This is a genomic window from Aeromicrobium sp. Leaf272 (assembly GCF_001422865.1).
Taxonomy (GTDB): domain Bacteria; phylum Actinomycetota; class Actinomycetes; order Propionibacteriales; family Nocardioidaceae; genus Aeromicrobium.
Genome location: NZ_LMMY01000011.1, coordinates 170798 through 171905, shown reverse-complemented (window position 1 = coordinate 171905; position 1108 = coordinate 170798). Strand labels below are relative to the sequence as shown.

General features: G+C 75.5%; 1 protein-coding gene and 1 pseudogene. One reads left to right on the top strand and one right to left on the bottom strand.

Annotated features, from left to right (window positions below):
- On the top strand, positions 1 to 386 hold a 386-nt coding region (locus ASF38_RS07935; RefSeq protein ID WP_162237321.1), incomplete at its 5' end, for a hypothetical protein.
- On the opposite strand, the pseudogene ASF38_RS19155 reads toward ASF38_RS07935, so the two are convergent.
- Positions 367 to 1108 (bottom strand): annotated as a pseudogene (locus ASF38_RS19155) (ATP-dependent DNA ligase); the annotation flags it as partial. The gene ASF38_RS07935 and the pseudogene ASF38_RS19155 overlap by 20 nt on opposite strands.

The following is a 1108-nucleotide window of genomic DNA, read 5'->3' as shown; positions in this document are numbered from 1 at the left end:
CCCTGCTCGTGGCCCCGGCGGTGGCCGACGACGTCCAGGCCGCGGCCGACGCCGGCCAGGCCTGGATGGCCGGCCTCCTCCAGCAGCTCGACCAGTGGTGGAGCGGCGCGAGCTTCATCGACCAGGTCCTCTTCACGAGCGGCACGGTGGCCGCCGCGAGCCTCTCGTCGGCCGCGCTCGGGCGGTCGCCCGGCTCGCTGCGCGAGACGACCCCCGTGGGTGCCGTCGCGGCGCTCGGCCACGGCGCGCTGGCCGCCGGCCTTCGGGTCACGGGGTCCTCGGCCAACGCCACGTCGCCGTGGGTGGCCGAGACCGACCGCTACCTGGCCGATCCCACCGGCTGGCGCACCGCCCAGATGATCCGACTCAGCGCGCCGGGAGCCTGACCGGCTGCACGTCGGCCACGGTCTTGTCGTCGCGCAGCCCGCGCCACACGGGGTGGCGCAGGTGGCCGGAGTCGGTCCAGCCTGCCGACGTCACCTCGCCGATGATCGTGGGCTCCACCCACACGGCCTCGCGGGCGACGTCGCGTGGCGCCGCCACCGTCGCCTCGTCACGACGTGCCTGCTCCAGTCGTGCCGCGAGGTCGGCCAGCGTGCGCTCGGCGAACCCGGTGCCCACACGACCGGCGTAGACGAGCGTGCCCTCGGCGTCGGGAACGGCGACGAGGAGCGACCCGATGCCGCCGCCGCGACCTCCCTTGCCGGGTCGCCAGCCGACCACCACGACCTCCACGTGCTGCTCGTGCTTGAGCTTGACCCAGTGCGCCGACCTCGCGCCGGGCCGGTACCGGCTGGTGCGACGCTTCGCCACCACGCCCTCGAGTCCCAGCTCCCGGCTGGCCTCCATCGCGGCCTCCAGGTCACCGTCGAAGGCGGCCGGCACGTCCACGCCGTCGGCGTCGTCGAGGTCGAGGCCGAGCAGCAGCTCGCGACGCTGCTCGTAGGGCAGCCCGGTCACGTCGGCACCGCCGAGCCTGAGCAGGTCGAACCCGACGAACCGCACCGGCACGCTGCGGCGGGCCGCGGTCACCTCGCGCGGCTTCGTGAGCCCGATGCGCTGCTGGATGCGTCCGAAGGAGGGGGCGCCGGCGTCGTCGAGGGCCACC